The sequence below is a fragment of the Streptomyces katrae genome (assembly GCF_000966975.1).
GTDB classification, from domain to species: Bacteria; Actinomycetota; Actinomycetes; order Streptomycetales; family Streptomycetaceae; genus Streptomyces; species Streptomyces katrae.
This window is the reverse complement of record NZ_JZWV01001158.1, coordinates 1-6,275: the sequence shown is the minus strand read 5'-3', so window position 1 is coordinate 6,275 and position 6,275 is coordinate 1. Positions and strand designations below refer to the sequence as shown.

Annotated in this window: 3 protein-coding genes and 1 pseudogene; 1 reads left to right on the top strand and 3 read right to left on the bottom strand. The window is 73.1% G+C overall.

Going from position 1 to position 6,275, the window contains the following annotated elements; genetic code table 11:
* Positions 1 to 66: 66 nt before the first annotated feature.
* Positions 67 to 1,413, bottom strand: coding sequence for a diaminobutyrate--2-oxoglutarate transaminase family protein (locus VR44_RS34165; protein ID WP_045951529.1), 1,347 nt, complete (start codon positions 1,411 to 1,413; stop codon positions 67 to 69).
* 343 nt (positions 1,414 to 1,756) lie between these two features.
* Between VR44_RS34165 and VR44_RS34160 the strand changes: the two are divergent.
* A pseudogene (locus VR44_RS34160) lies at positions 1,757 to 2,955 on the top strand (trypsin-like serine peptidase).
* 78 nt (positions 2,956 to 3,033) lie between these two features.
* On the opposite strand, the gene hflX reads toward VR44_RS34160, so the two are convergent.
* A complete protein-coding gene (gene hflX, locus VR44_RS34155) occupies positions 3,034 to 4,539 on the bottom strand; it encodes a GTPase HflX (protein ID WP_045951528.1) in 1,506 nt (501 codons plus the stop codon).
* Between the two features lie 161 nt (positions 4,540 to 4,700).
* Positions 4,701 to 6,185: a M1 family metallopeptidase gene (locus VR44_RS34150; RefSeq protein ID WP_045951527.1), complete on the bottom strand. Its 1,485-nt coding sequence runs from the start codon at positions 6,183 to 6,185 to the stop codon at positions 4,701 to 4,703.
* Positions 6,186 to 6,275: the final 90 nt, after the last annotated feature.

Sequence of the window (6,275 nt, the reverse complement as noted above, 5' to 3'; positions counted from 1 at the left end):
GGGTGGGGGTCTCGGGGTGCGGGGTGGGGGGTGTTGTCTCGGGGTCTGGCATGGGTGGGTCCTTGGTCAGTGGGCGGCTGCGGGGACGGCGTCGGCGAGGCGGTCCAGGACGGCTGTGGCCTGCTCGTCGGTGAGGGTGAGCGGGGGCAGCAGGCGGACCACGGCGCCGTGGCGGCCGCCGAGTTCGACGATCAGCCCGCGGTCCAGGCACCCCTGGCGGATGGCGGCGGCGAGGGCGGGGGCCGCGGCTCCCGTGTCGGGGTCGACGATCTCGACGCCGAGCATCAGGCCCCTGCCGCGCACGTCGCCGACGCAGGGCTGGTCGGCCGCCAGGCCGCGCAGGGCCGCCAGCATGCGGCCGCCCAGCTCGGCCGCGCGCTCGGCGAGGCCGTTGCGGCGGACGTAGGCGAGGGTGGCGGTGCCGGCGGCCATGGCGAGCTGGTTGCCGCGGAACGTTCCGGCATGGGCGCCGGGCTCCCAGACGTCCAGCTCCGAGCGGTAGACGATCACGGCGAGCGGGAGACTGCCGCCGATGGCCTTGGACAGCACCATCACGTCGGGTACCACCCCGGCGTGGTCGACGCCCCAGAAGGCGCCGGTGCGGCCCACCCCGGTCTGGACCTCGTCCGCGATCAGCGGGATGCCCCGGGTCTGGGTGATCTCCCGCATCCGGCGCAGCCATTCGTCCGGGGCCGGGTGGACCCCGCCCTCGCCCTGGACGGGTTCGACGAGCATGCCCGCCGGGGCGGGCACCCCGCCCTTGGGGTCGTCGAGCAGGCTCTCGGTCCAGGCCGCCGAGAGCCGCGCGCCTTCCGTGCCGCCGATTCCGAACGGGCAGCGGTAGTCCTGCGGATAGGGCAGCCGGGTCACCCGGACGTCGGTGGCGCCGCCGGAGGCGGACAGGGCACCGGCCGTCATGCCGTGGTAGGCCCCGGCGAAGGCGAGCAGGCCGGAGCGCCCGGTGGCCGCCCGGACCAGCTTCAGCGCGGCCTCGACCGCGTCCGTCCCGGCGGGTCCGCAGAACTGGACGCGGGCGTCGGAGGCGAGCCCGGCCGGCAGGTTCGCGAAGAGTTCGGTGGTGAAGGCGTCCTTGACCGGGGTCGCGAGGTCGAGCACGTGCAGCGGGGCCCCCGAGTCGAGCACCCCTCGGATGGCTTCGAGGACCACGGGGTGGTTGTGCCCGAGGGCGAGGGTGCCCGCACCGGAGAGGCAGTCGAGGTAGCGCCGCCCGTCGGCGCCCTCGATGGTCAGTCCCCGTGCCCGTACCGGGACGATGGGCAGCGAGCGCGCGTACGTCCGGGCCGCGGACTCCCTCAGCGCCTGCCGGCGCAGGATGCCCTCGGCCGCGCCCGGCGCCCGGCCGCCCTGGGGCGGGATCTGTGCCGCGGCTGCGGCCTGCTCGGTCAGGGACACGACTGTCGGACCTCCCGCACGGATTCCTCTTCCGGATTGCGCCTCGAACACGAACGCTGCTGCACCGTCCCCCGTACGTACCAACGACGGGGACCGCGGCGGATCACGGGTCGAACCGAAGATCCTTGCGGTCCAGGGGCCCTGAAGAGCCTTCAGCAGCCCGCCCCGGCCGGCCGGGCACCCGGTGTGAGCAGGGGGTGAAGACCACAGGCGGGACCCGGAACCGCCGACCCGGGGGCCGCCGTCTTCAACGGCGGCGGCATAGTGGGGTGCTGCGAATGCGCACCGAAGCACCCTGGACGACACCGTCCCAACACCTCGAAGCACCTGGGGGACTTACGACATGCGACCGAACCGACCGGTCACCGCGGCCCTCTGCGCGGCCGCGCTCGCGCTGACCGCCGCGGCCTGCGGACCCGGCGACGGGGAGGCCGGCGGCGACGCCAAGCCGACCGCGGCAGCGCCCCTCCGGCAGCGCCCCTCCCGTCCGGCGCCGCGGACGGCCCGATCAAGATCCCGCAAGAGCTCAAGGACAAGCTCAAGCAGCACGGCTTCGACATGGAGAAGTGGAAGGGGGGTGCGTGGAAGAACTGGAACAAGGACGACTGGCTCCGCGAGGCGGGCGACTACGTCAACCCCATCATCGACGGCCTGTGGGACCCGGACCGGATGCGTGACGCGGAGCAGCCGCAGCGCCCGTCCGTCGACCCGGACGCCGGCAAGGACCAAGGGGTCACGGACCCGACCCCGGCGCCGGTGACGGCCAAGGCGGCGGCCGCGCCGTACCACTCGAGCGTCCCGGCGTCCGGCAAGGTCTTCTTCGACGGTCCCGAGGGCTCGATGGTCTGCTCGGCGACCGTGGTGAAGGACCCGGCGCACCCCGGCAAGTCGAACATGGTCTGGACGGCGGGCCACTGCGTGCACGCGGGCAAGGCCGGCGGCTGGTACCGCAACATCGCCTTCGTCCCCTCGTACAACAACGCGGGCCGGCCGGCGGCCGAGCTCAAGGGCGCGCCGCGCGAGCAGGTGGCCCCGTACGGCGTGTGGTGGAGCGACTGGGCGCAGACCTCCGACCAGTGGATCGCGACCGGCGGTCCGACGGGCGGCGCGGGCGCGCCGTACGACTTCGCGGTGCTGCACGTGACCCCGGAGAAGGGCGGCAACGGCAAGTCCCTGGAGGAGACGGTCGGTACGGCGCTCCCGGTGGAGTTCAACGCCCCGGCGGTCCCGAAGATCACGGGCATGACGGCGACGGGCTACCCGGCGGCCGCTCCGTTCGACGGTCAGAAGGCCTTCCAGTGCACGGACAAGCCGGGCCGTCTGGCGCTGCACCAGCAGGACCCGGTGATGTACCGCATCGGCTGCACGATGACGGGCGGCTCCTCCGGCGGCGGCTGGATCGCGACGGGCGCCGACGGCAAGCCGGCGCTGGTCTCGAACACCTCGATCGGCCCGGCGAAGGCGGGCTGGCTGGCCGGCCCCAAGCTGGGTCCGGAGGCCAAGGGGATCTACGACGCCGTGAGCGCCAAGTTCAAGCGCTGAGCACGTTCCCGCCGGCAGGCGGGGAACGGCCGAGGGCCCTCCGCACGCGCGGAGGGCCCTCGGTCTTGCCGGGTGGCGTTACTGCTTGGCAGGGACGTACGGCGCCAGTTCCGCCGCGAGTTCCTGGTGGACCCGCGCCTTGAGCAGGGTGCCCTCCGGGGTGTGCTCCTCGGAGATCACCTCGCCCTCGGCGTGTGCCCGGGCGACCAGTCCGCCGCGGGTGTAAGGCACCAGGGCCTCCACCTCGACGGCGGGCCGGGGCAGCTCGCTGTCGATGAGCGCGAGGAGTTCCCCGATGCCCTGGCCGGTGCGGGCCGAGACGGCGATGGAGTGCCGCTCGATGCGCAGCAGGCGCTGCAGGACGAGCGGGTCCGCCGCGTCGGCCTTGTTGATCACCACGATCTCGGGCACGTTGACCGCGCCGACCTCGCGGATGACCTCGCGGACCGCCGCCAGCTGCTCCTCCGGCGCCGGGTGCGAGCCGTCCACGATGTGCAGGATGAGGTCGGAGTCGCCGACCTCCTCCATCGTGGAGCGGAACGCCTCGACGAGGTGGTGGGGCAGGTGCCGGACGAAGCCCACGGTGTCGGCCAGGGTGTAGATCCGGCCGGAGGGGGTCTCGGCGCGGCGCACGGTCGGGTCGAGGGTGGCGAACAGTGCGTTCTCCACCAGGACGCCGGCGCCGGTGAGGCGGTTGAGCAGGGAGGACTTGCCGGCGTTGGTGTAGCCGGCGATGGCGACCGAGGGCACCTTGTTGCGGCGCCGTTCCTGCCGCTTGATGTCGCGGCCGGTCTTCATCTCGGCGATCTCCCGGCGCATCTTCGCCATCTTCTCGCGGATGCGGCGCCGGTCGGTCTCGATCTTGGTCTCACCGGGGCCGCGAGTGGCCATGCCGCCACCGCCGCCGCCACCCATCTGCCGGGACAGCGACTGACCCCAGCCGCGCAGGCGCGGCAGCATGTACTGCATCTGCGCGAGGGCGACCTGTGCCTTGCCCTCTCGGGACTTGGCGTGCTGGGCGAAGATGTCCAGGATGAGGGCGGTCCGGTCGACGACCTTGACCTTGACGACGTCCTCGAGGGCGATGAGCTGGCCGGGGCTGAGCTCGCCGTCGCAGACGACGGTGTCGGCGCCGCTCTCCAGCACGATGTCACGCAGCTCGCGGGCCTTGCCGGAACCGATGAAGGTGGCCGGGTCGGGCTTGTCGCGGCGCTGGATGACACCGTCGAGCACGAGGGCGCCCGCCGTCTCGGCGAGGGCCGCGAGCTCCGCGAGGGAGTTCTCGGCGTCGCTCACCGTGCCGGAGGTCCAGACACCGACGAGCACCACGCGCTCCAGGCGGAGCTGTCGGTACTCGACCTCGGTGACGTCCTCGAGCTCGGTGGAGAGACCGGCCACGCGGCGCAGGGCCGCGCGCTCGGAGCGGTCGAACTGGTCGCCGTCCCGGTCTCCGTCGATCTCGTGGCTCCAGGCGACGTCCTCTTCCATCAGGGCATCGGCCCGAAGGCTCTCGGTGAAGCGCTGCGGGTCCCGCACGTCCTGCGCGTCCCGCGGGTCCTGGGAAGGGGATGAAGAGGAGGTCATTGGATCCTTACGTCGATTCGATTGCGTGCGCGCCGGCCAGGGCCAAAGGTACCGCCGTGCGTGACTGACTCTGTCACGTCCAACGCGGGACCCGGTCCGGTGATTCCCCGGACCGCCTCGTCGTCGGCCTCATCGATGGTGACATGCCCGTTCCGGGCCCGTCATACCGTTTTTCCGGGCGCGGGCTTCGGGGCGGCCTTGGCCGCGGGGGCGCTCCAGTCCGGGTGGCCGGGCATGGGCGGGGTCTTCTCCCCGTAGAGCCAGGGCTCCAGGAAGGCCGACAGGTCGCGTCCGGCCTCCTGGGAGGCCAGGCGTACGAAGTCCTCCGTGCCCGCCGTCCCGTCCTTGTGCTCCGCCACCCACCGCCGCTCGACCCGGTCGAAGGCGGCGGTGCCGATCTCCTCGCGCAGCGCGTAGAGGATCAGTGCCGCCCCGTCGTAGACCACCGGCCGGAACAGTCCGATCTTCTGTCCGGGGGCCGCCGGCTTCGGGGCCGCCGGGGGGCCGCCCGCCGCCCGCCACTGGTCGGAGCGCTGGTAGGCCTCGCGCATCCGCCGTTCCAGGGAGTACTTGCCGAGCCCGTCCGCGTACAGGGCCTCGTACCAGGTGGCGTGCCCCTCGTTCAGCCACAGGTCGGACCAGGTGCGCGGGGTGACGCTGTCGCCGAACCACTGGTGGGCGAGCTCGTGGACCATGATCGCCTCGACGTACCACTCGGGGTAGCCCTCGGCCTCCCCCGCGAACAGGCCGTTCTCGAAGAGCGAGAGGGTCTGCGTCTCCAGCTCGAAGCCGGTGCGGGCGCGTGCGATCAGCACCCCGTAGTTCTCGAAGGGGTAGCGGCCGACGTGCTGCTCCATCCATTCGATGTGCCCGGCGGTCTTGCGCAGCCAGGGCTCCAGCCGCTTCCGGTCGGCGGCGGGGACCACGTCGCGCAGCGGCAGCCCGTGCGGGCCGGTGCGCTGGAGGACGGCGGAGCGGCCGATGGAGACCTGGGCGAGCTCGGTGGCCATCGGGTGGAGGGTCCGGTAGGTCCACTCCGTCGTCCCGGCGGTACGGGCGGCCGGGAGCGCGCCCGGCAGGCCGTTGGCCACGACCGTGTAGCCCTCGGGGGCGGTGACGTGGAAGGTGAAGTACGCCTTGTCGGCGGGGTGGTCGTTGCAGGGGAAGACGCGGTGTGCGGCGTCGGCCTGGTTGGCCATGGCCAGGCCGTCCTCGGTGGTGACCCAGCCGCCGTCGGCGGAGCCGCGCGGGTCGCTGGTGTGCCGGACGGTGATCCGCAGCGGGGTGTTCGCGGCGAGGGGGTGTGCGGGGGTCAGTACGAGGTCCTCCCCGGCGCTCTCGAACCGCGCGGGTTCGCCGTTGACCTCGGCGGAGGCCACCGTCCCGTGGGTGAAGTCCAGGTTGATCCGCTCCAGCGGGGCCAGGGCCCTGGCTTCGATGGCGGTCACCGCGTCGAGGGGGGTGCGGTTGTCCTTGTACGTGAGGGAGAGGTCGTACGAGAGGACGTCGTACCCGGGGTTGCCGAGCTCGGGGAAGAGCCGGTCGCCGATGCCGAGCGGCTTCGGCGGGGGCAGCACGGCGGCGACGAGGCTGAGGGAGGCCGCGGCGAGCAGGGCGGCGCGCAGGCGCGGGGAGGAGAGCTGCATCCACCACCGCTTACCAGCGCACGCCACGGTCCGGGGCGCGGCGCGCGACGCATCCACCCGAACGAGACTCCCCCGGCGGCCCCCCGACCC

Bases quoted from the DNA above. Each gene is read 5' to 3' on its own strand.
- hflX (WP_045951528.1), bottom strand. From the start codon at position 4,539: ATGACCTCCTCTTCATCCCCTTCCCAGGACCCGCGGGACGCGCAGGAC.
- VR44_RS34150 (WP_045951527.1), bottom strand. From the start codon at position 6,185: ATGCAGCTCTCCTCCCCGCGCCTGCGCGCCGCCCTGCTCGCCGCGGCC.